This window comes from Micromonospora sp. WMMD998 (genome assembly GCF_029581235.1).
Lineage (GTDB): Bacteria > Actinomycetota > Actinomycetes > Mycobacteriales > Micromonosporaceae > Micromonospora.
Window position 1 is genome coordinate 1,454,745 of sequence record NZ_CP120740.1, and the last position, 24,665, is coordinate 1,479,409.

The window sequence follows — 24,665 nt, forward strand, 5'->3', positions numbered from 1 at the left end:
TTGTCGTCAAGCAACTGCTGAGTTGGAGGTTCGCATGGGTCTCGACGACAAGATCGACAACACGTCCCAGGACACCGCCGGCAAGGTCAAGGAGGGCGTCGGTCGGGTCACCGACGACGAGCGCCTCGAGGCCGAGGGCCGCAACGACCAGGCCGGCGCCAAGCTCAAGCAGGCCGGCGAGAAGATCAAGGACGCCTTCAAGAGCTGACGTACGCGAAGCACATCCCGCCGGGCCGGCAGTCATGCCGGCCCGGCGTGCTGCGTGGACCGTCCACAGTCGTTCACCCAGGGCCACCGCGGTTCGCGTTCGCTGCATAGGATGCAGGCGACCTCGATTCCGCCAGGAGCTGCGCGATGGCCCAACCCGCCGACCCGTCCGGCCTCGGCCGGGTGCTGTCCGAGACCATGGCCGCGTTGCAGCGGCACAACACCGCGGACGCCGGTGAGCCACCCGTGCCGCCGGAAGGCGTCGGTGAGGCCGCCGACGGTCTGATCCGGGTCACCGCCGGCCTGCCCGGCCGGCTCACCGCCGTAACCCTGGATCCACGGGTCATGCGCATGCCGAGCGAAACCCTCGCCGGGGAGATCGAGGCGGCGGTCAACGCCGCCCTCACCCACCTCCAGGGACAGGCCACCGCGGCCGTGCCCGACCAGGTCGACCTGGGCTCACTGGGCGAGCAACTGCGGCGGATCCAGGAGGACGCCGGCCGCCAGTTCAACGCCTTCACCGATGCGCTCGTCGAGGCGCAGGACCGGCTCTCCCAGCGGGACGGTCGCTGATGTCGGTCGAGGTCGACCCGGACGCGCTGGGCGCCTCCGGGCTGGCGCTGGGCGGCGCGGCGACCCGGTTCGGTCAGGCGCTCGCCGCGTTCCGGGCCGAGCTGGCCGGGTTCGGCCGCCCCTGGGGCTCCGACGACATCGGCTCGCTGATCGGGGCCGCGCACGACGAGGTCTCCGCGTTCGCGTTCGAATGCTTCGACACCGCGCTCGACGAGATCGCCGCGGCCGGCGTCGACCTCGGTGACATGGCCGCGCGTTACGCCGAGATCGAAGCCACGATCACGCAGGGCTTCGACGGTCTGCGCCGGTCACTGGGGCGCTGACGGTGGGCTTGGAGCTGCCCGGCGAGCTGCGGTCGCTGCTCGGCGTCCTGGGCTACACCTGGCCGGAGGCGGACGAGGTCAAGCTCTTCGAGATGGGCAACGCCTGGATCCGGTTCTCCGGCACGCTCTCCGGCGTGGTCGCCGAGGCGAACACCGGAGCGGCGGCGGTCTGGACCCAGCACACCGGCCAGGACATCACCGCGTTCCAGACCTGGTGGAACCGGCTGGACAGCCCCGCCGACAGCCTGCGCGACGGGGTGACGGCCGCGGTGCTCACCGGCACCGGCCTGATCATCTGCGCGGCGATCGTGCTCGCCCTCAAGGTCGCCGTCATCGTGCAACTGGTCCTCCTGGCCATCGAGATCGCCCAGGCCATCGCCACCGCGGCGGTCACGTTCGGCGCCTCGCTGCTGGAGATCCCGGTCTTCCAGCAGTTGACCCGCACGATCATCGGCAACCTCGTCCAGGAAGTCCTCTGGAAACTCCTCGACGGGTGAGCTGATATGAGCGGGGGCAAGACCGGCGGCAGGCTGATGCGAGCCGCGCTGCGTTTTCTGAAGCGCACCAAGACCCGGAACCGACCCGGCCGGATGAACCCGCACTTCACCGAGCACGTGTTCGGCGGGCACGTCAAACCGGGCATGCCCAAGGGGTCGGGCTACCACTACCGGCCCGGCGGCCAGGACTTCCCCGGCCGGCGGGTCAAGCCGGGCACGATCGAGCGGGACTCCCGTACCGGCGTCTACAGCGCGGAGCCTGAATTCTTCGACCCCACGCTCGACCCACCGAACGGCAGGTGGAAGGCGAAAGCGGGTAACGGGGGCCTCAGCACCTTCTTCCCGGACCATTGGACGCCGGCGCAGGTGGACAACGCCGTTCCCGGTGCGTTCCAGAACGCCGTGCAGACCGGTCCGAACAAGTGGCGAGGGACCTACAAAGGCGTGACGATCGAAGGCTTTTACAATTCGTCCGGCGGGTTCACCCACGGTTGGCCTGTCCTACCGGCAACAGGAGGTGGCCATCCGTGAGTTCCATGCGATTCGCCTACGACCAGTTCGGACTGCCGGTCTTCCAGGCGGAGGACAAGCGTCTCGACGCGCTGGGCTCGTGGCTCACCACCGACATCTCCACTCATGCCCTGGTCTGCCTCGACGCGCTGGCCATGTTGAGCGACGTGTCGCAGGGCCGGCCGCCGTTCGAAGAGTGGAGCAGCGAGAACTACGAGGTGACCTTCGAACCCGAGGGCGTCTCCATCAGCAATCAGTGGGTCGACAGCGAGCAGGGCAGTTACTCGCTGGCTGAATTCCGGGACGCGCTGGAGCAATACTGGGCGTTTCTTCGCAACAGCCCCGGCAACCCGAACCTGGTCCGAGAGTTCCGTCCGGACCTCGCGCACTGGGAGGCGGCGCTCCTGCGCTGGGAGGAGAAGTGGGGCCGCCCGCACCCCGACCGGGGGCGGTTGTTCTGACCTTGCCGGCACCAGGTCGGCGAGGTGGTGGCATCCCGGCGCGGTGAAAGCACCACCTCGCCGAGGTGGTGTGGATCTTGCGGCGGCTTGGTGGTGGGCACGCGGTGGATGTGATCCACTTCTTTGGGTGCACCTGATGTCGCTCCGGCAACGACAGACGCACCCAAACCTTGCGACCCGGTCGTCCCCGGCGGCATCCCGGCGCGGGGACGGCAGCGCTGGTTCCGGCCCGCACTCGACGCGCACCACTTCGCCGGAGTGGTGTGGATCTTGTCAGGTTCAGCGGCTGGCGAGCCGGGCGGCGCGTACCTCCAGGTAGCGCCGCTCGGGCAGGCTGGTGGTGGCCCGGGCGGCGGCCAGGTAGGCGGCCCGGGCGTCCGCCCGGTCGCCCGCGAGTTCGAGCAGGTGCGCGCGGACGGCGGCCAGCCGGTGGTGACCGGCGGTCCGGTCGTCGGCGTCCAGTGGCGCGAGCAGGGCCAGGCCGGCCCGGGGGCCGTCCACCATGGCCACCGCCACGGCCTGGTTGAGCGTGACCATCGGATTGGGCGCGAGCCGGGCCAGCACCCGGTAGAGCGCGACGATCTGCGGCCAGTCAGTCGTCGCGGCGGTGGGTGCCTCCGCGTGCACCGCCGCGATGGCCGCCTGCACCTGGTACGGGCCGGGCGCCGACCAGGTCAGCGCCTCCGTCACGAGCGTGATCCCCTCCGCCACGGCGGCCCGGTCCCAGCGGGTCCGGTCCTGCTCCGCCAGCGGCACCAGCTCGCCGTCCGGGCCAGTACGCGCCGCCCGGTGCGCGTCGGTGAGCAGCATCAGGGCCAGCAGCCCGGCCACCTCGCCGTGGTCCGGCAGCGACCGGCGCAGTTCCCGGGCCAGCCGGATCGCCTCCCCGGTCAGCTCGGCCCGGTGCAGCTCGTCCCCGCTCGACGCGGTGTAGCCCTCGTTGAAGATCAGATAGAGCACGCGCAGCACCGCGCCCAGCCGCTCGTCCCGCTCCGCCGCCGAGGGCAGGGTGAAACGCGCCCCGGCCGCCTCGATCCGCTGCTTGGCCCGGCGGATCCGCTGGCTCATGGTGGCCTCCGGCACCAGGTGCGCCCGGGCGATCTCGGCGGTGCTCAACCCGCCCACCGCCCGCAGGGTGAGCGCCACCTGGGCACCGGCCGGCAGCGCCGGATGACAGCAGAGGAAGAGCAGCTTCAGCGTGTCGTCCCCGCCCGGCGGTTCCTCGTCGGCCGGCGGGGCGACCGTCGCGTACGCCGGCGTCCGGACGACCACCGCGACCTCGCGTTCCCGGCGGGCGCGTTCGCTGCGCCACTCGTCGGTGAGCCGGCGGGTGGCCACGGTGACCAGCCAGGCGCGGGGATGGTCCGGCACGCCCTGCGCCGGCCACTGGGTGGCGGCGGCGAGCAGCGCCTCCTGGACGGCGTCCTCGCAGGCGTAGAACTGGCCGTGCCGGCGCACGAGCACGCCGAGGACCTGCGGTGCGAGCGTCCGCAGCAGGTCCTCGACCGCCCGGGAGGTCACATCTCCGTCCCGGCCTGCTCCATCACCGCGCGCACCTCGAGCACGCCGAGGCCGCGCCGCACGTCCGGCCAGTTCGCGGCGATCTCGGCGGCCCGCTCCGGGGTCTCGCAGTCGACCGTCAGGTAGCCGGCGAACTGCTCCTTGCTCTCCACGAACGGCCCGTCGGTGATCTCCGTGCCGCCGGCCGTGGCCCGTACCGTGCGGGTCTGCGCCGGGTGGGCCAGCGCCTCCCCGCCGACCAGCTCGCCGGACTCGGTCAGTTCCTTCATGATCTCGTCGACCTCGCCGAAGATCACGTTGCGCTCGGCCTCGGACAGCTCCTCGACGAAGCCGGGCCGGTTCCAGATCAGCAGCATGTACTTCATGGTCCACTCCTCGGTTACGGGCCACCGTCGGCGGCGCCCCTCGCGGACGGGTCGGAGCCGCCGGCCCCGATCCGACAGCTCGAACTCCCTCCCCCTCCCCTCCCCCGTCCGGCCCGGGACCGCTTCGTCGATCATGGACTTGTGGTGCCAGCAATTGCCGGAGTTGTCGGATATCGGAGGTGCCACAACTCCTAGATCGACGTCGCCGGCCGAGACCTTGGAGGTCAGCGGGGGCCGTGCACGGGGTGGGGGCTGGGGTGGTGGGCGTTCAGCGCGGCGTGGTCGGCGGCGGTGGTGCCGGAGGCCCAACCCTCGCTGTCGCGCACCTGGAGCCGGTGCCGGGTGGTGCCGGGAAAGAGCTGCTCGGCGCGGCTCCGGACGGCGTCCGAGCGGGCCGCGAGCACCGGCAGCAGGCGATCGTCGTCCCGCTCCTCGGTCGCGGCCGTGCTGGCCGCCCGCAACCGCTCCCCGATCCGCAGCGCGAACGCATTGAGGAACGACTCGTCGTAGCCCTTGGTGCGCCGCCCGCTGACCGTGCCGCGTCCGCGCCGCCCACCGCCTGCGCCGCGTCCGCTCCGCCCGCGCAGCATCGCGGCGGTGGCCTGCACCAGCAGCGAGGTGTGCAGCAGGTCGACCGCGGCCAGGTCGGCCGGGAAGCCGAGCACGGTGGCGAAGCCCAGGTCGTCGGACCAGACCGACTCGCACCGGTTCGCCGCCGCCACCTCCTGGATCAGCAGCGCCTTCGCCGCCGCGTACGGGGTGTCGGTGCCGAGACGCATCCCACCCGGCTGGTCCGGCCGCTCGGCCGTGGCGTCGAGCAGCGCCGCGTCGATGCTGTGCCGGGCCATCAGCTCCTGCGCCTTGGCGGTGAACGCCTCCGCCTCGGCCGGATAGCCGCTCGACTCGGCCTTGGCCAGCAACGCGCGTACCCGGTCGAGCATCCGGGAGCCGGTGGCCGGCGCGGCGGCGAGCGGGACGGCCGCCGCGCCCGGCGGCGGACGGAGCAGCGCGATCGGGGGCAACCCCTCGACCAGGACGAGCGCGTCGACCGCGTCCCGCAACGCGGTGATCCGGTCGCCGTCGGCGCGGCGGTCCAGCCAGCCCGCGTCGGCGTCCCAGTGCGCGCCCAGCTCGGCGAGCTGCTCGTCGAACCAGGCCGGGACCGGCGCGGGCAACCCGCGTCGCTGGGCGGCCAGCGCGTCGCGCAGCAGCCGGGCGCCGCGCGGGGTGAGCCGGCGGGTGGCCAGCCGGTCCAGGTCGACCGGTTGCCAGCCGCGCGGCCAGAGCCGGCCCACGGCCCGGGACAGCCGGGTGAGCAGGGCCGCGTCCACCGCCGCGCCGTCGGCCACCACCAGGGCGTCGAGGGTACGCTCGGCGGCGCGTACGTCGGTGCCGCGCGCCGCCGCGAGGGCGTCGGCGAGCAGCGGCTCGGCTGAAGACACGGGTGGCTCCCTGGGATCCGACAGGCGGCCGGTCGCCCACCCCGACATCGACGGTACCCGGCCCGCCCGTTCAACCGTCCGGCCCCGTCTTGCGTACTCTCCTGAGCCAGCGCGGGCGGTGCGACGGACGGAGAGCGACGTGGGTGGGCAGGACCGGGGTGTGCACCGGCGGCGACGGAGGTCGCGGGCCGGCGTCCGCGCCCTGGTCGCGGTCGTCGTCGTGACCGGCCTCACGGCCGGCGGGGGGTACGCCGTGCGGCGGCACCCGGAGCTGCTGGCCTCGGTCGGGGTGGAGCGGACCGTGCCGGCGGCGGTGCCGGACGTGCGCCCGACCGCGCGGCCGACGGGGAGCGCCCGGCCACCGGTCCCGGCGGCCGGGCGGGTGCCGCCGGGCATCACCTACCCGCTGCGGGGCGGCGGCGACTTCCGCACCGCCGACACGGTCGGCGCGGTGGCCGGGCGCTCCGGTGAGCTGCTGCGTTACCGGGTCGCGATCGAGGACGGCATCCGCAACGTGGACGTCGAACGCTTCGCCCGCGAGGTCGCGGCGACGCTCGCCGACCCGCGCGGCTGGACCGGCGACGGCCGGTGGCGGCTGCAACGGGTGGGCCGGGACGGGCCGGCGGACTTCACGGTGCTGCTCACCACCCCGGTGACCCGTGGCGAACTCTGCGACGACCGGACCGACCGTTACACCTCCTGCCGCAACGGCGACCGCGTGGTGGTCAACGTGGCCCGCTGGGTGTACGGGGTGCCGCACGTGCCCGACCTCGGCCTCTACCGGCAGTATCTGCTCAACCACGAGGTGGGCCACCGGTTGGGCCGGGGCCACGAGCGCTGCCCCCGGGCCGGTGGCCCGGCGCCGGTGATGGTGCAGCAGACGCTCGGCCTGCACGGCTGCGCGGCGAACGCGTGGCCGCTCGTGGGCGGTGAGCCGCTGGCCGGGCCGTCCGGCCAGTACGACGACCCGATCCCGGCCGGGGACCACTGACCCACCGGACTGCGCGCGCCGCCGGCCGGTGGTGAGATGGACGGCATGGATTACGTGACGTTCGGTTCCACCGGCCTGGAGGTGTCCCGGCTCTGCCTGGGTTGCATGAGCTACGGCGAGCCGGGTCGGGGCACCCACCCCTGGTCACTGCCCGAGGACGCCGCCCGACCCTTCATCAGGCAGGCGCTGGAGCTGGGGGTGAACTTCTTCGACACGGCCAACGTCTACTCCGACGGCACCAGCGAGGAGATCGTCGGCCGGGCGCTGAAGGACTTCGCCGCCCGCGACGACGTGGTGATCGCGACCAAGGTGCACGGCCGGATGGGGCCGGGGCCGAACCGGGGCGGGCTGTCCCGCAAGCACATCATGAGCGAGATCGACGCGAGCCTGCGCCGGCTCGGCACCGACTACGTCGACCTCTACCAGATCCACCGCCTCGACCCGGTCACCCCGATCGAGGAGACGCTTGAGGCGCTGCACGACCTGGTCCGGGCCGGCAAGGTCCGCTACCTGGGCGCTTCGTCGATGTACGCCTGGCAGTTCGCCAAGGCGCTCTGGGCCGCCGAGCGGCACGGCTGGACCCGTTTCGTCTCCATGCAGAACCACTACAACCTGCTCTACCGCGAGGAGGAGCGGGAGATGATGCCGCTCTGCCGCGACGAGGGGATCGCGGTGATCCCGTGGAGCCCGTTGGCCCGCGGCCTGCTGACCCGCGATCCGGGGGAGCGGACCGCGCGGGCGGAGACCGACGAGTTCGGCCGCAAGCTCTACGCGCGTACCGAGGAGCACGACCGGGCGGTGATCGACGCGGTGGGCCGGGTGGCCGCGCAGCGTGGGGTGCCGCGCGCCCAGGTGGCGTTGGCCTGGGTGGCCCGCAACCCGGCGGTCACCGCGCCGATCGTGGGCGCGACGAAGCCGCACCACCTGACCGACGCGGTGGCCGCGCTGGAGCTGGAGCTGACCGACGCCGAGGTGGCGGAGTTGGAAGCGCCGTACGTGCCGCATCCGGTCTCCGGTTTCTGAGCCCTACCGGGAGAACGCGGCCCAGATGTGCTTGGAGGAGCCGGTGGCGTACCAGCCGACGTCGAGCGAGATCGACTGAGCCAGGAACAGCCCGCGCCCGCCGGAGTCCGTCGGGCTGATGTCGGACAGCTCCGGCACCGAGCTGACGTCGTGGTCGGCCACGTCGAGCAGGAAGCGGTCGTCGGTGGCCAGCAGCGTGACGATGGTGGGCGGCCGTCCGTGCCGGAGCGCGTTGCTGGCCAGCTCGGTGGCGACGAGCAGGACCATGTGCGGCACCTCGTCCAGGTCCTCGCCCTGCACCAGCCCGTGCCGGTTCAGCGCGTCGCGCAGCGACGCCCGTACGTCGCGAAGCTCCTCGGGGGTGTCGAGCACCCACCGCTCCAGTTGGGCGGCCTGTGGCGGCGGCGGCGACGTGCGCAACTGTCCCATGATCTTCCTTTACCCTGCGTAGCCACCCGCTAAGCCCGGCCGGCCGGCCATCCGCCGAGCCGGCCGGGCGGGCACCGCATCAGCGACGCAGTAGCGCGAACACTCCCCAACCCAGATACTCGCGCCGGAAACGGACGTAACTGAGCGGATCCTCGGTCAGCTCCCGCCGCAGCTCCGGGGCCAGTTCGTCGTCCGGGTTGGCGTCCAGCCAGCGGCGCAGGTTCAGCCAGTGCGCGGCGGCGTACCGGTCCCAGCTGTCCTGATCGGCGAGGACCATCTCGACCAGGTCCCAGCCGCACCCGCCGAAGAGCCGGACCAGGCCGGGCAGGTCGTGGAAGTCGTCCCGGGACCGGGCGTGCGAGGCGGTCACGGCCTCGGCGTCCGGCGGGTCCTGCCGCCAGTACGGCTCGCCGACAAGCGCCATGCCGCCGGGCCGCAGCGCGCGGTCGAGCAGGTCCAGGGTGCCGGGGACGCCGTCGCCGATCCAGGTCGCGCCGACGCAGGCGGCCACGTCGACCGGCTGCTCCGGAACGTACGCGGCGGCGTCACCGTGCACGAACCGGACCCGGTCGCCGACGCCCAGTTCCGCCGCGCGGTCCCGGGCGGCGGCGGTGAACCCGGTGCTGATGTCGACCCCGGTGCCGGTGATCCCGTGGTCCCGGGCCCAGGTGCAGAGCAGCTCGCCCTTGCCGCTGCACAGGTCCAGCAGCTCGGCGCCGGGGGCGAGCTTGATCACCCGGCCCAAGGTGGCCAGCTTGGCCTCGTCGAACGGGTTGAGGATGCGGAGGTCGCCCTCGCGGATGGTGAAGCTACGTGGCAGGTCCAATGTGGTCACTCCGATGGAAGAGGGTCGTGGGCAGGTCGATCCGGTTCGGCGCGGTCGGCACGGGCACCAAAACACCCTCTTCGCGGTCTCGGAGTGACGGTTGCCAGGACGCTAACCCGCGCGCTGGCGACGGTCGATGGGATTTCCAGGTCTGGGCCGGACCGGGTCACCTGCGGTACGGTCACGGCATGGTCGTCGAGGAACACTGGTGGAACGGCGTCAGCATCCCGCGTGGGCGGCGCGACGTCTACATCTGCACCGACGGGCAGCGCTGGCAGGTTCAGGCCCAGATCGGCGGCGCCGCCGGTCGGTCGAAGATCCAGCAGTGCCCGAGCCGCGGCTCGGCGAGCATCCTCGCCGGGGCCTGGCGGTCGAGCGGCACCGGCTGGCGGGAGATGCCACGCTGAATGAGGGTACGGCGGCCGGCTCCGGCCGCCGTCCACCGCACGGTCGACGAGTGACCCGGCGACCTTCCACGGCCTCCGGTCGGAGTCCTGCCTTCCGCGCCGTCTGAACCGCACCGACGCTTCGCCCTGCCCGATTTGTGCCACTCCGGCCGTCCGGCGTGAAAGGCGCGTCAAGAATCCGCCGTCCGGCGTGATGGTCGCGTCATGACCCCTGTCCGTCAGCTCGACCTGGCGTTGTGATTGCCCGGCGACCGGGAGGCGGTCGCGCGGACAACTCGCAAGGAGTGGTCAGCCGTGTCTGACGTGCTGTTCGTGTTGCTGACGGTGGGGCTGTTCGTGGCTCTCGCCCTCGTGGTGCGGGGGGTGGAGAAGCTGTGAGCGCCGTCAACGCCGCCGGCCTGATGCTGGCGATCGGACTGGGCGTGTTCCTGGTCGCCGCCCTGCTGTTCCCGGAGCGCTTCTGATGAGCACGACCACAGCCGGGGTGCTCTTTGTGCTGTCGCTGGTGGTGGCGCTGGTGGCCGTCCACCGGCCGTTCGGCGACCACATGTACCGGGTGGTCTCCGGCACCCGGTCCGCCCGCGTCGAGCGGGGAATCTACCGCCTGGTCGGCGTCGACCCGGCCGCCGAGCAGACGTGGGGCGTGTACGCCCGCAGCCTGCTGGCCTTCTCGGCCGTCTCGATCCTGTTCCTGTACGCGTTCCAGCGCCTGCAGGACCACCTGTGGCTCTCGCTGGGCCTCGACCCGGTGGTGCCGCACGGCGCGTGGAACACCGCGGTGTCGTTCGTGACCAACACCAACTGGCAGTGGTACGCGGGTGAGTCGACCATGGGCCACCTGGTGCAGATGGCCGGCCTGGCGGTGCAGAACGTCGTCTCCGCCGCGGTGGGCATCGCCGTCGCGGTGGCGCTGGTGCGGGGCATCGCCCGCAGCCGTACCGGCGAGCTGGGCAACTTCTGGGTCGACCTGACCCGGATCACGCTGCGGATCCTGCTGCCGATCGCGGTGGTCGGCGCGGTCGTGCTGATGCTCGGCGGGGTGGTGCAGAACCTCTCCGGCGGCACCGACGTGACCACGCTGACCGGCGGCGGTCAGACGATCACCGGCGGGCCGGTGGCCAGCCAGGAGGTGATCAAGGAACTCGGCACGAACGGCGGCGGCTTCTACAACGTCAACAGCGCCCACCCGTTCGAGAACCCCACCGCGTGGACGAACTGGCTGGAGATCTTCCTGCTCCTGGTGATCCCGTTCAGTTTGCCCCGGGTCTTCGGCCGGATGGTCGGGCAGAACCGGCAGGGCTACGCGATCGCCGCCGTGATGGCGATCCTCGCGCTCGCCAGCATCACCCTGACCAACGTCTTCGAGCTGACCGGGCACGGCACGGTGCCGCAGGCGGTCGGCGCGGCGTTCGAGGGCAAGGAGGTGCGCTTCGACGTGTCGAACTCGGCCACCTTCGCGGCGGCCACCACGCTCACCTCGACCGGCGCGGTCAACTCGTTCCACGACTCGTACACCGCGTTGGGCGGCATGATGCCGATGATCAACATGATGCTCGGCGAGGTCGCCCCCGGCGGTGTCGGCGCCGGCCTGTACGGCCTGCTGATCCTCGCGGTGATCACCGTGTTCGTCGCCGGTCTGATGGTCGGACGCACACCGGAGTACCTGGGCAAGAAGATCGGCTCGCGCGAGATCAAGCTCGCCTCGACGTACTTCCTGATCACCCCGGCGCTTGTGCTCGCCGGCTCGGCCGCCGCGTTCGCCACCGGCAGCAACTCGACCGCGCTCAACGTCGGCCCGCACGCGACGTCGGAGGTGCTCTACGCGTTCACCTCGGCGAGCAACAACAACGGCTCGGCGTTCGCCGGCATCACCGTGAGCACGCCGTGGTGGAACACCGCCCTGGGCCTCTGCATGCTGCTCGGCCGGTTCCTGCCCATCATCTTCGCGCTGGCGCTGGCCGGCTCGCTGGCCCGCCAGCAGCCCACGCCCCCGTCCGAGGGCACCCTGCCCACCCACCGGCCGCTCTTCGTCGGCATGGTCGTCGGCGTCACGGTCATCCTCGTCGCGCTGACCTTCCTGCCCGCGCTCGCGCTCGGCCCGCTGGCCGAAGGGCTGTGACCACCATGAGAGACAAGGACATGACGGCACCTCTCGACACCGCCGACCGGGTCGGCGGCGGACTGCTCGACCCACGCCGGTTGATCGCGTCCCTGCCCGACGCGCTGCGCAAGCTTGATCCGCGCACCCTGTGGCGCAACCCGGTGATGCTGATCGTCGAGGTCGGCGCGCTGTTCACCACCGTCCTCGCGATCGTCGACCCGTCGGTGTTCGCCGGGGCCATCACGATCTGGCTCTGGCTGACCGTGCTCTTCGCCAACCTGGCCGAGGCGGTCGCCGAGGGGCGGGGCAAGGCACAGGCCGACACGCTGCGCCGGGCCAAGCAGGACACCATCGCCACCCGCCTGCTCGGCTGGACTCCGGGCGGGGCGGCCGACGCCTACCGGGACGAGGCGGTGCCCGCGCCGCAGCTCAACCAGGGCGACATCGTCCTGGTCGAAGCCGGGCAGATCATTCCGGGCGACGGCGACGTGGTCGAGGGCATCGCCAGCGTCGACGAGTCGGCGATCACCGGTGAGTCCGCCCCGGTGATCCGGGAGTCCGGCGGGGACCGCAGCGCGGTCACCGGCGGCACCCGGGTCCTCTCCGACCGGATCGTCGTCCGGATCACGCAGAAACCGGGGGAGAGCTTCATCGACCGGATGATCGCCCTGGTCGAGGGCGCCGACCGGCAGAAGACGCCGAACGAGATCGCGCTCAACATCCTCCTGGCCGCGCTGACGATCATCTTCCTGCTCGCGGTCGTCACGCTCCAGCCGTTGGCGATCTTCGCCAAGGGCTACCAGGCCGCCGCACCGGACACGCAGGCGATCACCGACTCCGGCGTCGCCGGCATCGTGCTGGCCTCCCTCCTGGTCTGCCTCATCCCGACCACCATCGGCGCGCTGCTGTCCGCCATCGGCATCGCCGGCATGGACCGCCTCGTCCAGCGCAACGTGCTCGCCATGAGCGGGCGGGCGGTCGAGGCGGCCGGTGACGTCAACACGCTGCTGCTGGACAAGACCGGCACGATCACCCTGGGCAACCGGCAGGCCGCCGAGTTCCTGCCGGTGGCCGGCGTGGACGCGGCCACGGTCGCGGACGCGGCGCAGTTGTCCAGCCTGGCCGACGAGACGCCGGAGGGGCGTTCGGTGGTGGTGCTGGCCAAGAACGGCTTCGGGCTGCGCGAGCGCGAGCCCGGTCTCATCCCGCACGCCACCTTCGTGCCGTTCACCGCGCAGACCCGGATGAGCGGCGTCGACCTGGCCGCCGACGGCGGCGACCGGCGGATCCGCAAGGGCGCCGCCGCCGCGGTGATGACGTGGGTACGCGAACACGGCGGCCACCCGACCGAACAGGTCGGTGACGTGGTCGACGCGATCAGCGGCACCGGCGGCACCCCGCTCGTGGTCGCCGAGCACGTCGCCGGCGAACCGGCCCGCGTCCTCGGCGTCATCCATCTCAAGGACGTCGTCAAGGCCGGCATGCGGGAGCGCTTCGACGAGATGCGCCGGATGGGCATCCGGACCGTGATGATCACCGGAGACAACCCGCGTACCGCGAAGGCCATCGCGGACGAGGCCGGCGTGGACGACTTCCTCGCCGAGGCCACGCCGGAGGACAAGCTCGCCCTGATCCGCAAGGAGCAGGAGGGCGGACGGCTGGTCGCCATGACCGGCGACGGCACCAACGACGCGCCCGCGCTGGCCCAGGCGGACGTCGGGGTGGCCATGAACACCGGCACGTCGGCCGCGAAGGAGGCCGGCAACATGGTCGACCTCGACTCCGACCCGACCAAGCTGATCGAGATCGTGGAGATCGGCAAGCAGTTGCTGATCACGCGGGGCGCATTGACGACGTTCAGCATCGCCAACGACCTCGCGAAGTACTTCGCGATCATCCCGGCCATGTTCGCCGGCATCTACCCGTCCCTGGACCGGCTCAACGTGATGCGGTTGGCCAGCCCCGAGTCGGCGATCCTGTCCGCGGTCATCTTCAACGCGATCGTCATCGTCGCGTTGATCCCGCTGGCCCTGCGGGGCGTCCGCTACCGCCCGGCCAGCGCCTCGAAGCTGCTCGGCCGCAACCTGCTGCGGTACGGCCTCGGCGGCATCGTGGTGCCGTTCGTCGGCATCAAACTCATCGACCTGCTCGTCCAGTTCATCCCGGGGATCTCGTGATGCGTCTGCCCAGTTGGCTCGCCCAACACCTCGCCGCCCTGCGCGCCCTGCTCGTCCTCACCGTGCTGCTCGGGCTCGCGTACCCGCTCGCTCTGGTCGTCGTCGGTCGGATCCCCGGCCTGGACGGCCGGGCGGACGGCTCGCTGGTCACGGTCGACGGCCGGACCGTCGGCAGCTCGCTGATCGGCCAGTCGTTCACCGACGCGGACGGCGACCCCGTCCCGCGCTACTTCCAGTCCCGGCCGTCCGCGGCCGGCGACGGCTACGACCCGACCGCCACCTCTGCCAGCAACCTGGGTCCGGAGAGCGTGGTGGACACGCTCGCCGCCGACCCCGCCGACTCCACGCCGAGCCTGCTCACCCAGGTCTGCGCGCGCAGCAAGGCGGTCGGTGAGCTGGACGGCGTGGACGGGCGGCGCCCGTACTGCACGCCGGACGGGGTCGGCGCGGTGCTGGCCGTGTTCCGCGCCGACGGCCTGACCGGCCGGATCACCCGGGTGGTCAGCGTCAACCAGGCCGCGCCGGCGACGCCGTTCGTGTCGACCTGGCAGGGAGTCCCGGTCGAGCCGGCGCGGCCCGGCCGCGACTACGTGGCCGAGGGCGGCGTGGTCACCCCGGTCCGGGGAGACGCCCCGGCGGAGCCGGCCGTGCCGCCCGACGCGGTCACCGCAAGCGGCAGCGGTCTCGACCCGGACATCTCCCCGGCGTACGCGGAGATCCAGGTGGCCCGGGTGGCGCGGGAGCGTGGGGCGGACCCGGGGGCGGTCCGCCGGCTGGTCCGGGAGCACACCGCCGGGCGGTCGCTCGGCTTCCTGGGCGAGCCCGCCGTGAACGTGCTGGACCTCAACCTCGCGCTGGACCGGGAGTTCCCGCCGCGCTGAGGGTGGCAGGTGTTAAAAAGGGGCCCCGCCTCTACCGAATGCGTTAAGCGGGGCCCCCTCCTTTCCTCGGGGAGGATGGGGTGGTGGGCAAGGGTGAACTGCGGATCTATCTCGGGGCGGCCCCCGGGGTGGGCAAGACGTACGCCATGCTCGAAGAGGCCCGGCGTCGGGCCGAGCGCGGCGCCGACGTGGTGGTCGGCCTGGTCGAGACGCACGGTCGGCCGCACACCGCCGCCATGATCGGTGACCTGGAGGTGGTGCCGCGCCGGGCGGTGAGCTACCGGGGCGTCGAGTTCACCGAGATGGACCTCGACGCGGTGCTGGCCCGCCGGCCCGAGGTGGCGGTGGTCGACGAGCTGGCCCACACCAACGTCCCCGGCGCCCGGCACGACAAGCGCTGGCAGGACGTCCAGGAGCTGCTGGACGCCGGGATCAGCGTGCTGTCCACGGTCAACGTGCAGCACCTGGAATCGCTCAACGACGTCGTCGCGCAGATCACCGGCACCACCCAGCGGGAGACCGTGCCGGACCAGGTGGTCCGCGCGGCCGGGCAGGTCGAGCTGGTGGACATGACGCCGGAGGCGCTACGCCGCCGGATGGCGCACGGCAACATCTACCGGCCCGACCGGATCGACGCGGCGCTCGGCAACTACTTCCGGGTCGGCAACCTCACCGCGCTGCGCGAGCTGGCGCTGCTCTGGCTGGCCGGCAAGGTCGACGAGCAGCTCGGCGCGTACCGGGCCCAGCACGGCATCGCCGACACCTGGGAGACGCGGGAGCGGGTGGTCGTGGCGCTCACCGGCGGCCCCGAGGGCGAGACGCTGGTCCGCCGGGCGGCCCGGATCGCCGCCCGCGGCAGGGGCGCCGACCTGCTCGCCGTGCACGTGGCCCGCAGCGACGGGCTGGCCGGCGCGGACCCGGCCCTGCTGGCCCGGCAGCGGGTGCTCGTGGAGAGCCTCGGCGGCACGTACCACCAGGTGCTGGGCACCGACGTCCCGGTGGCGCTGCTCGACTTCGCGCGCGGCGTCAACGCCACCCAGCTCGTGCTCGGCGCCAGCCGGCGCGGTCGGTTCGCCCAGGTGTTCGCCCGGGGCGTCGGGGTGACCACCACCGCGCTCTCCGGCCCGATCGACGTGCACCTGGTCACCCACCCGGAGGCGGGGCGGGGCCGCGGCGGGGCGCCGCCGGCCGCGCTGTCCCGCCGCCGCCGGCTGCTCGGGTACGCGCTGGCCGTGCTCGGCATGCCGCTGCTCACGCTGCTGCTGCGGACGCTGCCCGACCTCACCCTGACCAACGACATCCTGCTCTTCCTCGCCGGCGTGGTCGGGGTGGCGCTCGTCGGCGGACTGTGGCCGGCGCTCGTCGCCGCGCTCGGCGGCTCGCTGCTGCTCAACTGGTTCTTCACCCCGCCGTTCCACACGCTCACCATCGCCCAGGCGGACAACCTCCTCGCGCTTGCCGTGTTCGTCGGCGTCGCGGTCGCGGTGAGCGGGGTGGTCGACGTGGCGGCCCGGCGCACCCGGGAGGCGGCCCGGGCGTCCGCCGACGCGCAGACCCTGGCCACCGTCGCGGGAAGCGTGCTGCGCGGGGAGCGACCCCTGCCCGCGCTGCTGGACCGGCTGCGGGAGACCTTCGGGCTGCGCGCGGTGAGCGTGCTGGAGCTGACCGTCGGGGCCGAGGGGCGGCCGGCCCGATCCGCCGACGAGGCCGCCTGGCGGGTGGTGGCGAGCGTCGGCGAGCGGCCCCCCGGCAGCCCGAGCGCGGGGGAGACCGTGGTGCCCGTGGACGAGCGGCTCAGCGTGGTGCTCGCCGGGCGGCGACTGGAGGCGGCCGACCGGCGGGTGGTGGAGGCGTTCGCCGCCCAGGCCGCCGTCGCGCTGCGGCAGGAGCGGCTGGCCGAGGAGGCGGCCACCGCCCGCCCACTCGCCGCCGCCGACCGGATGCGCACCGCGCTGCTGGCCGCCGTCAGCCACGACCTGCGTACGCCGCTGGCCTCGGCCAAGGCCGCGGTGAGCAGCCTGCGCAGCCCCGACGTCGAGTTCGACGCGGCGGACCGGGAGGAGTTGCTGGCCACCGCCGACGAGTCGCTGGACCGGCTGGGCCGGTTGGTGGCGAACCTGCTCGACATGAGCCGGTTGCAGGCCGGCGCGCTCGGCGTCACCGCCACCGCGGTCGGGTTGGAGGACGTCGTACCCCGGGCCCTGGACGAGCTGGGCGACGCGGCGGCCGAGGTGACCACGGACATCCCGGCGGACCTGCCGGCGGCGCGTGCCGACCCCGGCCTGCTGGAACGGGTGCTCGTCAACATCGTCGCCAACGCGCTGCGGCACAGCCCGCCCGGACGGCCGCCGACGGTCGTCGGCAGCGCGCACGCCGGCCAGGTGGAGCTGCGGGTGATCGACACCGGGCCGGGCATTCCCGAGGACCAGTGGGAGCATGTGTTCCTGCCGTTCCAGCGCCTCGGCGACCGGGACAACCAGACCGGGGTGGGGCTCGGGCTGGCGCTGTCGCGGGGGCTGGCCGAGGCGATGGGTGGCAGCATCACCCCGGAGACCACGCCCGGCGGCGGCCTCACCATGGTGCTGCGGCTGCCGGCCGCCACCGATTCGGGAGGGCCGCCGCAGTGACCCGCATCCTGGTCGTCGACGACGAACCGCAGATCCTGCGCGCCCTGCGGATCAACCTGCGGGTCCGCGGCTACGACGTCGACGTGGCCGACAGCGGCGCCGCCGCGCTGCGGGCCGCCGCCGGGCACCCGCCGGACCTGGTGGTGCTCGATCTCGGCCTGCCCGACCTGGACGGCACCGACGTGATCCGTGGGCTGCGCGGCTGGACCGCCGTGCCGATCATCGTGCTCTCCGGGCGGGCCGGCAGCGAGGACAAGGTCGCCGCGCTGGACGCGGGCGCCGACGACTACGTGACCAAGCCGTTCGGGGTGGACGAGCTGCTCGCCCGGATCCGCGCGGTGACCCGCCGGTCGGGCCCGGCCACGCCGGACGTCCCCGCGCTGCGGGTCGGCCGCCACACCGTCGACCTGGCCGACCGGACCGTCACCCGGGACGACGGTACGGAGGTCAGGCTGACCCCGACCCAGTGGGCCGTGCTGGAGAAGCTGCTGCGCAACCCGGGCAAGCTGGTCAGCCAGCGGCAACTGCTGCACGACGTGTGGGGGCCGGGATACGACCAGGAGACCAACTACCTGCGGCAGTACCTGGCCCAGTTGCGGCGCAAGCTGGAGGACGACCCGGCCCGGCCCCGGCATCTGATCACCGAGCCGGGCATGGGCTACCGCTACCGGCCCTGACGTTTGCGCCGGCCGCCGCGGGGGACTCGGCGAGCCGGCCGAGCAGCGGGGAGGGGTATGGCGGGCGACCGGTTCGCGGCACCGCCGCCGGAGGGGTTCGGCAGGCGTCTGGACGAGCACGCCGCCGGCGCGGCGGAGCCGGAGCACGCGGCCGGGCTGGTCGACAGCGGCGTCTACGTCGACGGCGTACGGCGTGCCTCGCCGGGCGGCCTCGCCGACACGTACCGCTGTCTCCAGCACCTCGACGGCGCGATGGCCTGGATCGGCCTGCGCGGGCCGAGCCGGGCGCAGATCGTCTCGCTGGCCGCCGAGTTCCGGCTGCCCGAGCTGGCCGTCGAGGACGCGATCAACGCGCACCAGCGGCCGAAGCTGGAGCGGTACGACGACACCCTGTTCGTGGTGCTGCGCGCCGCCCGCTATCTCGACGCGCGGGAGGCGGTCGAGTTCGCCGAGCTGCACCTGTTCCTCGGACCCGGGTTCGTGATCACGGTCCGGCACGGCGGCGCGCCGGACCTGGCCGCCGTGCGGCGGCGGCTGGAGGCCGAGCCGGGTGTCCTCCGGCTCGGCCCCGAGGCGGTCCTGTACGCGGTGCTCGACCGGGTGGTCGACGGCTACGCGCCGGTGGTGGCCGGGCTGGAGAACGACATCGACGAGGTGGAGACCGAGGTGTTCGGCGGCGACCCGAACGCGAGCCGCCGCATCTACCAACTGAGCCGCGAGGTGATCCAGTTCCAGCGGGCGGCGAGGCCGCTGCTGAAGGTGGTCGAGGCGCTCACCGACGGCTTCGAGCGCTACGGCACGGACGAGGAGCTGCGCCGCCGGCTGCGGGACGTGGCCGACCACCTCATCCAGGTGGTGGAGCGGGTGGACGGCTTCCGGCACCTGTTGCAGAGCATCCTCACCGTCAACGCGACCCTGGTGTCGCAGGCGCAGAACGAGGAGATGCGCAGTCTCACCGCCGCCAGTTTTGAGCAGAACGAGGAGGTCAAGCGCGTGTCCGCCTGGGCGGCGATCCTGTTCGCGCCCACCCTGATCGGCACCGTCTACGGGATGAACTTCACCCACATGCCGGAGCTGGGCTGGCGGTACGGCTACCTGTTCGCGGTGGCCCTGATGCTCGCCGTGTGCGGCGCGCTCTATCTGCTGTTCAAGCGTCGCGGCTGGCTGTGAGCGCGGTCGCCCGGCGGTGACCCCATAGGGTGTCGGGATGGTTGACCGGCGAGGTGAGGTGCCGGCCCAGCGGGGGGTGCGCCGTCCGGGCGGCGCGGAGTCCGGGACGGTGGCGACCCGGTGTGCCCGGATCGTCGCGTCCCGGCCGTTCGAGATCGCGATCGTGGTGCTGATCATGGCCAACGGCGCGGTGCTGGGCATCGAGACGTACCCGCACTCGGGGGCCACCGCGACGGCGCTGCGCTGGACCGAGCTGATGTTCCGGGTGGTCTTCGTCGTGGAGATCACCATCCGGGTGCTCGCGTACGGCCGCCGGCCGCAGGACTTCTTCCGGCACGGCTGGAACGTGTTCGACCTGCTGGTGACCGTGGCGATCTTCGTGCCGGGGCTGCACGGCGACCCGGCGGTGCTGCGGTTCGTCCGGGTGGCCCGGGTGCTGCGGCTGGTCCGCTTCTCGCCCGGCCTGCGCACCATCGTCACGGCGCTGTGGCGCAGCCTGCCCGGCGTGGCGGCGTTCCTCGCGCTCGCCGGGGTCACCCTCTACGTCTACGGGATGGTCGGCTGGCTCATCTTCGGCGACCGCTACCCGCAGCAGTACGGCGACATCGGTCGCTCACTTGTGACGCTGTTCGTGCTGCTGTCCCTGGAGACGCTGCCCGACCTGCTGGAACAGGGCCTGGAGGTGTCGACGTGGACGCTGCTCTACTACGTCAGCTTCGTGATGATCGCGGTCAACCTGCTGCTCAACATCCTCATCGCCGTCATCGTCAACTCGATGGAGGAGGCGCGCCGGCTGGAGATGACCGAGGGGCTGGCGTCGGACTACGACTCCGACGGCGACGGGGTGCCGGACGAACTGGACCGGATCGCGATCAGCCAGCGCCTGGACGACCTGCGTACGGTGGTCGCCGAGCTGGAGCGGGAGCTGCGGATCGACCGGGAGGACACCCTCGGCGGGCCCCGGCGACGGCAGCCGGTGGACCGCTGACCGGGCCGTTCCGGGCCGATCCGCCCCGGGCCGGGCGGGATCGGCCATGACAGTTGCGTGAAAGAAGCAACTCTCGCGTTTGGGCCGCAGGTCGTGCGGGGCACCGAACGGGACGTCAGACTCTCGGAAGAACAGGACGGGTCCCGTGGAAGTTACCGGCTTCTTCATCGCGATCATCATCGGTCTCATCATCGGCGCGCTCGGTCGCCTGGTGGTGCCGGGCAAGCAGGACATCCCGATCTGGCTCACGCTTGTCATCGGTGTGGTCGCCGCGCTCCTGGGCACCCTCGTCGCCGGCCTGTTCGGCGTCGACGACACCTCCGGCATCGACTGGATCGAGCTGGCACTACAGATCATCTTCGCCGCGGTCGGCGTCTACATCGCCGCCGGCGCGTACGGACGTCGTCGCCACTGACCTGCAAGGCGGGGCCCCTTCTTAACGCATTCCGCATAGGAAGGGGCCCCGCTTAACGTCTACTCGCGCCAACCGGTGAGCTCGACGCCCTTCGGCATCTCCACCCGGAAGCCCAGAGTGATCTCGCTGGTGTCGCCCGGCGCGAGCGACAGCCGCCAGGTCAGTTCCCCCAGTTCGGTACGCTCCGCCGGCGGCGGCGCCAGCGTCGTCTCCCGCACCACCACCGCCTCGTCGCGGGACACCGGCAGTTGGTCGCGTACCTCGACCGTCGCGGCCCGGGGCGTGTGGTTGGCGACGGTGATCCGGTGCTCCACCTCCCGCCGCCGGGTCGAGGAGAGCGTGGCCTTCGTCTCGGTGCGCCGGTGCAGTTTCCGCTCCACCCGCAGCCGGTCGTCCACGCCGAGCGCCAACTCGGTCTCCTCGCCCGGCGCCCACGTCGGCAGCCGGGTGGCGGCGACGAAGTCGGCGCCGTGGAACACCGCCGCCGGGCCGGGCAGCAGCGTGTGCGCCGACGTGTTGCGTACCGTCGCCCGCAGGTGGGCCTCGGCGGCGCGGATCGGCACGGTCACGTGGTCCAGCCGGGCCGGCAGCTCCAGCACCGCGATGGTGGCCCGATGGGCGCTGCCGTCGGCCGGCACCGCCACCGGCCGGGCCGGTCGGTAGGTGGCCGCGCCGACCCCCTGCTCCACCTCGGCGACGCTCTCCCGGACCCGGGGCCGGTGGGCCACGGACCTGGCGAATCCGACGCCGGTCGGCGCCGCGCCGGGCGCCGCGGGCGGCGACATCCCGATCGGCAGGTCCGCCGCCGCGGCCCGCGGGGGCGCCGGCCGGAGCCGGTCGAGATACCAGGGCGACAATTCGGGTACGCCGGCCGTCGCCGCCGGCCGCGCGGTGGAGAGCCGGAGTTCGCACTCCGGCCAGTCCTCGCCGGTGCCCTGGCTGACGAGCGCGAACCAGGTGACGGTCATGGTGTCGTCGACGAGCCGCAGGTCGTAGGAGGGTTGCCAGCGGGCCCCGTCCACCAGGTAGGTCAGTTCCAGCTCGACGTCGGCGTCGTCGTCCGCCACCGAGACGGTCACGTCGGCGGCCAGCCGGTCCGGCTCCCGCTTGCCGCGCGCCGCGTCGAGGTCGCGATCGACCGCGGCCAGCTCCTCGGCCAGCTCGGTGCGCCGCCGGGCCAGCCCGCGTCGGCGGGACCGGACGTCGCTGAGCTGCGCGGCCACCGAGTCGGTGAAGGCTGCCACGTCGGCCGGCGCCGCGTCGCCGGCGGCGAGCGCCCGGGCGTACGTGCCGCCGGCGCGCTCGGCCAATCGGGTGAGGAACGCGTCGCGCTGCTCCTCGACCCCGTCCGCGTCCTCGACCTCGGCCAGCTCGTCGGCGAGTTCGCGACGCCGCTGCTCCAGGCCGACCACCTGCGCGTCGGTGCTGTGGGCCTGCCGTCGGGCGGTCACGTCCACGCCCAGCACGGTGGCCGCGCCCCGTCCGCCGACCCGGATCGAGTCGTGCCGCAGGCCCGACGGGAGCGGCGCGAGGCGTACCCGATGGTCGCCGGCGGGAAGCCGGAGGGTGCCGCGGCGGGTGACCCGCGCCCGGTCCGGATAGACGGTCACGCTGACGACCGGCGCGTCGATCTCGGTGGTGTCCACGGCGCGAGGGTAGTGCAGCCGCGCTCGCATCGAACTTTATCGAAGCGCTTCACATCTTGGCAGCGCTGCCCGGCTCCGCTACCGTCCATGGGAACGCTCCCATGAACTTAGATACACCAATGTGATCAGGAGGAAACACGTCGTGGCTATCCTCTCTCCGCTGCGCCGCCGCAGATCGGCGGCGCTCGGCGCGGCGGCCGTCGCGGGCGCCACCGCCGCCGCCATCGGTCTCACCGTCGGCGGCGCCTCCGCCGGCACGCTCTCCGGATCGCTCTACCGCGACCCGACGTCGGCGGTCGTCCGCTGGACCGCCGCCAACTCCGGCGACTCGCGCGCCGCCGTCATCCGGGACAAGATCGCGAGCCAGCCGCAGGCCCGCTGGTTCGCCAACTTCAACCCGTCGACCATCCAGTCCGAGGTCTCCGGGTTCATCGGCGCCGCCAACGCGGCGCAGCAGATCCCGGTGCTGTCGGTCTACGAGATCACCAACCGGGACTGCGGCGGGGCCAGCGCCGGTGGGGCGCCCGACCTCAACCAGTACCAGACGTGGGTGTCCAACTTCGCCCGCGGCCTGGGCAACCAGACCGCCATCATCATCCTGGAGACCGACTCGCTCGCCCTGCTGACGTGCCTGAGCAGCGCCGAGCTGAACGCGCGCAACCAGGCGATCTCGACGGCCACCCGGACCATCAAGGCGGGCAACCCCAACGCCAAGGTGTACCTCGACGGCGGCCACTCCACCTGGAACAGCGCCAACGAGACGGCCAACCGGCTCCGGAACGCCGGCGTGCAGTACGCCGACGGCTTCTTCACCAACGTGTCGAACTTCAACCCCACCTCGAGCGAGGCGAACTTCGGCCGGGCGGTCATCTCCGCCCTCAACGGCATGGGCATCTCGGGCAAGCGTCAGGTCATCGACACCAGCCGCAACGGGGGCGCCAGCGGCGACTGGTGCGCCGACGACAACACCGACCGGCGCATCGGGCAGTACCCGACGACGAACACCGGCGACGGCAACATCGACGCCTACCTCTGGGTGAAGCCGCCGGGTGAGGCGGACGGCTGCCGCTACACGGCCGGTTCGTTCCAGCCGGACCTGGCCTACAGCCTGGCCAACGGCGCGCCCAACCCGCCGACCACCGCGCCGCCGACCACGGCCCCGCCGACGACCGCGCCGCCGACCACGGCTCCGCCGACGACCGCGCCGCCGACCACGGCTCCCCCCACCACCACGCCGCCGCCGACCGGTAACGGCTGCTCCGCCTCGTTCTCGGTCAACCAGTGGCCCGGTGGCTTCACCACGAGCGTGAACGTCACCGCCGGCTCCGCGGACATCAACGGCTGGACCGTGACCATCACGCTGCCCAGCGGCGCCGCGATCACCGGCGTCTGGAGCGCGCAGGCAAGCGGCACCAGCGGGACCGTCAAGTTCACGAACGTGGGCTACAACGGACACGTCGGCGCCGGGCAGACGACAAACTTCGGCTTCCAGGGCAACGGCACCGGCCCTGGCGGGACGGCCAGCTGCACGGCGAGCTGACCCTGCCCGACGTCGCGGCCCGGCGTGGAGCATGACGCTCCGCGCCGGGCCGTGGCACGTCCTGGGTGAGGGGCAGGTCAGTAGCGGCCGAGGCTGTCCAGCGGGCACATCACGATGCGCGGCTGGGCCGCCGGGTCCAGCCACCGGAGCACGCCGACCAGGTCGGCGTGCGACAGGCTGACGCAGCCGGCGGTGGGACCGGAGGGCGTCGCGCTGAACTCGTGCAGGAAGATCCCGCTGCCCGCGTTCGGCACCGGCTTCGACACGTTCGGCGTCATGTTGTAGGTGATCACCGCGAAGTGCGTGTAGGCCGGCTTCTCCTTCCACAGCGCCTCGCTGTAGCCGCCGGGACTGGTGGCCGTGTGCTGGAACGTGTTGTAGGCCGACGAAGCCGGGTTCTCGTTCCACCAGTCGTTGGTGACGATCCGGTGGTAGGGGTGTTTCACGCCCGGATCCGCGGCGATGCCGTACATCGTCGGGCCGAACGAGTAGACACCCGTGGGTGTGGTCGGGACGCCCTCGACGTGGTGGTCGCTGAAGAACTGGGAGCCGATCCGCGCGGACAGCGCCGCCGAGACCGGGGTCCAGCGGCCATCGGTCTTCGCGAACGTCTCAAGCGTGGCGTAGCTGGTGTTCCAACTGGCCGCGGTCACCACGACGACCTGCCGCGTGGTGGCCGGCAGGGTGGTGAGGCCGCTGGCCCGGTTGCTCGGCGTCCAGGTGCGCGGCCGTGGGCGGGGCGGGTCGGTGGTGGCGTCGGGAGGGGCTGCCGCTGCCGGCGTCGCCCCGGCGGCGACGACGGGCGCGGCGAGGCCGGCCGCCGCGCCGACGATCAGGGATCTGCGTCGCATGTGGCAGATCCTCCCAC

26 protein-coding genes are annotated in these 24,665 nt (G+C 72.7%); 19 read left to right on the forward strand and 7 right to left on the reverse strand.

Annotated elements, in window-relative coordinates:
- Positions 1 to 34: 34 nt before the first annotated feature.
- The 6 genes from O7619_RS06945 to O7619_RS06970 all read left to right on the forward strand — a co-directional run bounded on the left by O7619_RS06945 (position 35) and on the right by O7619_RS06970 (position 2,571).
- Positions 35 to 208, forward strand: coding sequence for a CsbD family protein (locus O7619_RS06945; RefSeq protein WP_282286441.1), 174 nt, complete (start codon positions 35 to 37; stop codon positions 206 to 208).
- A gap of 146 nt (positions 209 to 354) precedes the next feature.
- Complete coding sequence (locus tag O7619_RS06950; protein ID WP_282286442.1) at positions 355 to 780, forward strand: YbaB/EbfC family nucleoid-associated protein; 426 nt, start codon at positions 355 to 357, stop codon at positions 778 to 780.
- On the forward strand, positions 780 to 1,103 hold the full coding sequence (locus O7619_RS06955; RefSeq protein WP_282286444.1) for a hypothetical protein: 324 nt from the start codon (positions 780 to 782) through the stop codon (positions 1,101 to 1,103). The genes O7619_RS06950 and O7619_RS06955 overlap by 1 nt, the downstream gene beginning before the upstream one ends.
- Before the next feature lie 2 nt (positions 1,104 to 1,105).
- Positions 1,106 to 1,600 (forward strand): hypothetical protein, encoded by a 495-nt coding sequence (locus tag O7619_RS06960; protein ID WP_282286446.1) that lies wholly within the window; start codon positions 1,106 to 1,108, stop codon positions 1,598 to 1,600.
- A 6-nt stretch (positions 1,601 to 1,606) separates the two neighbouring features.
- Positions 1,607 to 2,131: an EndoU domain-containing protein gene (locus tag O7619_RS06965; RefSeq protein ID WP_282286448.1), complete on the forward strand. Its 525-nt coding sequence runs from the start codon at positions 1,607 to 1,609 to the stop codon at positions 2,129 to 2,131.
- Between the two features lie 5 nt (positions 2,132 to 2,136).
- Positions 2,137 to 2,571, forward strand: a complete 435-nt coding sequence (locus O7619_RS06970; RefSeq protein ID WP_282288708.1) for a hypothetical protein — start codon at positions 2,137 to 2,139, stop codon at positions 2,569 to 2,571.
- Positions 2,572 to 2,850: 279 nt separating this feature from the next.
- On the opposite strand, the gene O7619_RS06975 is transcribed toward O7619_RS06970, so the two are convergent.
- The 3 genes from O7619_RS06975 to O7619_RS06985 form a co-directional block, all read right to left on the reverse strand.
- The gene (locus O7619_RS06975) at positions 2,851 to 4,092 is read right to left on the reverse strand and encodes a sigma-70 family RNA polymerase sigma factor (protein WP_282286450.1); all 1,242 of its coding nucleotides are present in this window, start codon (positions 4,090 to 4,092) and stop codon (positions 2,851 to 2,853) included.
- Positions 4,089 to 4,457, reverse strand: coding sequence for a YciI family protein (locus tag O7619_RS06980; protein WP_282286452.1), 369 nt, complete (start codon positions 4,455 to 4,457; stop codon positions 4,089 to 4,091). The genes O7619_RS06975 and O7619_RS06980 overlap by 4 nt, the downstream gene beginning before the upstream one ends.
- Positions 4,458 to 4,681: 224 nt before the next feature.
- Positions 4,682 to 5,899, reverse strand: coding sequence for a DUF2786 domain-containing protein (locus O7619_RS06985; protein ID WP_282286454.1), 1,218 nt, complete (start codon positions 5,897 to 5,899; stop codon positions 4,682 to 4,684).
- Positions 5,900 to 6,038: 139 nt separating this feature from the next.
- On the opposite strand from O7619_RS06985, the gene O7619_RS06990 reads away from it, so the two are divergent.
- Positions 6,039 to 6,890, forward strand: coding sequence for a DUF3152 domain-containing protein (locus tag O7619_RS06990; RefSeq protein WP_282286456.1), 852 nt, complete (start codon positions 6,039 to 6,041; stop codon positions 6,888 to 6,890).
- Between the two features lie 45 nt (positions 6,891 to 6,935).
- Complete coding sequence (locus O7619_RS06995) at positions 6,936 to 7,913, forward strand: aldo/keto reductase (RefSeq protein WP_282288709.1); 978 nt, start codon at positions 6,936 to 6,938, stop codon at positions 7,911 to 7,913.
- Between the two features lie 3 nt (positions 7,914 to 7,916).
- On the opposite strand, the gene O7619_RS07000 is transcribed toward O7619_RS06995, so the two are convergent.
- Both O7619_RS07000 and O7619_RS07005 read right to left on the reverse strand, forming a co-directional pair.
- Positions 7,917 to 8,342: an ATP-binding protein gene (locus O7619_RS07000; protein ID WP_282286458.1), complete on the reverse strand. Its 426-nt coding sequence runs from the start codon at positions 8,340 to 8,342 to the stop codon at positions 7,917 to 7,919.
- A gap of 79 nt (positions 8,343 to 8,421) precedes the next feature.
- Complete coding sequence (locus O7619_RS07005) at positions 8,422 to 9,177, reverse strand: methyltransferase domain-containing protein (RefSeq protein ID WP_282286460.1); 756 nt, start codon at positions 9,175 to 9,177, stop codon at positions 8,422 to 8,424.
- 179 nt (positions 9,178 to 9,356) lie between these two features.
- Here O7619_RS07005 and O7619_RS07010 point away from each other — a divergent pair, with 179 nt between their 5' ends.
- The 10 genes from O7619_RS07010 to O7619_RS07055 all read left to right on the forward strand — a co-directional run bounded on the left by O7619_RS07010 (position 9,357) and on the right by O7619_RS07055 (position 20,611).
- Complete coding sequence (locus tag O7619_RS07010) at positions 9,357 to 9,575, forward strand: hypothetical protein (protein ID WP_281585223.1); 219 nt, start codon at positions 9,357 to 9,359, stop codon at positions 9,573 to 9,575.
- A gap of 374 nt (positions 9,576 to 9,949) precedes the next feature.
- Positions 9,950 to 10,039, forward strand: a complete 90-nt coding sequence (gene kdpF, locus O7619_RS07015; RefSeq protein ID WP_282286462.1) for a K(+)-transporting ATPase subunit F — start codon at positions 9,950 to 9,952, stop codon at positions 10,037 to 10,039.
- The gene (gene kdpA / locus O7619_RS07020; protein ID WP_282286465.1) at positions 10,039 to 11,694 is read left to right on the forward strand and encodes a potassium-transporting ATPase subunit KdpA; all 1,656 of its coding nucleotides are present in this window, start codon (positions 10,039 to 10,041) and stop codon (positions 11,692 to 11,694) included. The genes kdpF and kdpA overlap by 1 nt, the downstream gene beginning before the upstream one ends.
- A gap of 20 nt (positions 11,695 to 11,714) precedes the next feature.
- Positions 11,715 to 13,853 (forward strand): potassium-transporting ATPase subunit KdpB, encoded by a 2,139-nt coding sequence (kdpB, locus tag O7619_RS07025; protein WP_282286466.1) that lies wholly within the window; start codon positions 11,715 to 11,717, stop codon positions 13,851 to 13,853.
- Positions 13,853 to 14,734, forward strand: a complete 882-nt coding sequence (locus tag O7619_RS07030) for a potassium-transporting ATPase subunit C (RefSeq protein ID WP_282286467.1) — start codon at positions 13,853 to 13,855, stop codon at positions 14,732 to 14,734. The genes kdpB and O7619_RS07030 overlap by 1 nt, the downstream gene beginning before the upstream one ends.
- Before the next feature lie 83 nt (positions 14,735 to 14,817).
- Positions 14,818 to 17,361, forward strand: coding sequence for a DUF4118 domain-containing protein (locus O7619_RS07035; RefSeq protein ID WP_282286468.1), 2,544 nt, complete (start codon positions 14,818 to 14,820; stop codon positions 17,359 to 17,361).
- Entirely contained in the window at positions 17,358 to 18,038 is a 681-nt protein-coding gene (locus O7619_RS07040; RefSeq protein ID WP_282286469.1) for a response regulator, read from the forward strand. The genes O7619_RS07035 and O7619_RS07040 overlap by 4 nt, the downstream gene beginning before the upstream one ends.
- 57 nt (positions 18,039 to 18,095) lie before the next feature.
- Positions 18,096 to 19,208: a magnesium and cobalt transport protein CorA gene (locus O7619_RS07045; protein WP_282286470.1), complete on the forward strand. Its 1,113-nt coding sequence runs from the start codon at positions 18,096 to 18,098 to the stop codon at positions 19,206 to 19,208.
- Between the two features lie 37 nt (positions 19,209 to 19,245).
- The gene (locus tag O7619_RS07050) at positions 19,246 to 20,196 is read left to right on the forward strand and encodes an ion transporter (protein WP_282286472.1); all 951 of its coding nucleotides are present in this window, start codon (positions 19,246 to 19,248) and stop codon (positions 20,194 to 20,196) included.
- A 145-nt stretch (positions 20,197 to 20,341) separates the two neighbouring features.
- Positions 20,342 to 20,611, forward strand: a complete 270-nt coding sequence (locus tag O7619_RS07055) for a GlsB/YeaQ/YmgE family stress response membrane protein (RefSeq protein ID WP_282286474.1) — start codon at positions 20,342 to 20,344, stop codon at positions 20,609 to 20,611.
- Positions 20,612 to 20,670: 59 nt separating this feature from the next.
- On the opposite strand, the gene O7619_RS07060 is transcribed toward O7619_RS07055, so the two are convergent.
- Positions 20,671 to 22,257 carry a DUF4139 domain-containing protein gene (locus tag O7619_RS07060; RefSeq protein ID WP_282286476.1) on the reverse strand — a complete coding sequence of 529 codons (1,587 nt, stop codon included), beginning with the start codon at positions 22,255 to 22,257 and terminating at the stop codon, positions 20,671 to 20,673.
- A gap of 142 nt (positions 22,258 to 22,399) precedes the next feature.
- Between O7619_RS07060 and O7619_RS07065 the strand changes: the two genes are divergently transcribed.
- The gene (locus tag O7619_RS07065) at positions 22,400 to 23,797 is read left to right on the forward strand and encodes a glycoside hydrolase family 6 protein (protein ID WP_282286477.1); all 1,398 of its coding nucleotides are present in this window, start codon (positions 22,400 to 22,402) and stop codon (positions 23,795 to 23,797) included.
- A gap of 77 nt (positions 23,798 to 23,874) precedes the next feature.
- Here the strand turns inward: O7619_RS07065 and O7619_RS07070 are convergent, their stop codons facing one another.
- Positions 23,875 to 24,648 carry a L,D-transpeptidase family protein gene (locus O7619_RS07070; RefSeq protein WP_282286479.1) on the reverse strand — a complete coding sequence of 258 codons (774 nt, stop codon included), beginning with the start codon at positions 24,646 to 24,648 and terminating at the stop codon, positions 23,875 to 23,877.
- Positions 24,649 to 24,665: the final 17 nt, after the last annotated feature.